The sequence below is a fragment of the Bacillus pretiosus genome, from assembly GCF_051294775.1.
Taxonomy (GTDB): domain Bacteria; phylum Bacillota; class Bacilli; order Bacillales; family Bacillaceae_G; genus Bacillus_A; species Bacillus_A wiedmannii.
Window position 1 is genome coordinate 1 of the sequence record NZ_JBPPHF010000351.1, and the last position, 293, is coordinate 293.

At 37.2% G+C, this 293-nt stretch carries 1 pseudogene; it reads left to right on the plus strand.

Annotated features, from left to right (window positions below):
- A pseudogene (locus tag ACSG5Z_RS31220) lies at positions 1–292 on the plus strand (response regulator aspartate phosphatase); the annotation flags it as partial.
- Between the last annotated feature and the right edge of the window lies 1 nt (position 293).

Genomic DNA, 293 nt, shown 5'->3' on the forward strand with positions numbered 1-293 from the left:
GTTTCAATATAGAGTAGGCTTGTACCATTATTATTTATCACAACCCACTTTAGCGGTGAAACATACATCGAATGCCCTAGCATACTTCGAAAAAGATAAAGAGATACATTCGTTTCATGCGAAGGTTGGAGCCTGTAAAAATACAATAGGGATGTCCCTTATTACACTTGATCAGCATGGTATGGCAGAAGAATATCTAATATCTGCCTTAAGTATACTAGAGGATGAAAAGGAATCGAAAGCAGCCCAAACGGGTCGTTATAATTTAGGTGTTTTCTATTCGAATCAATAGC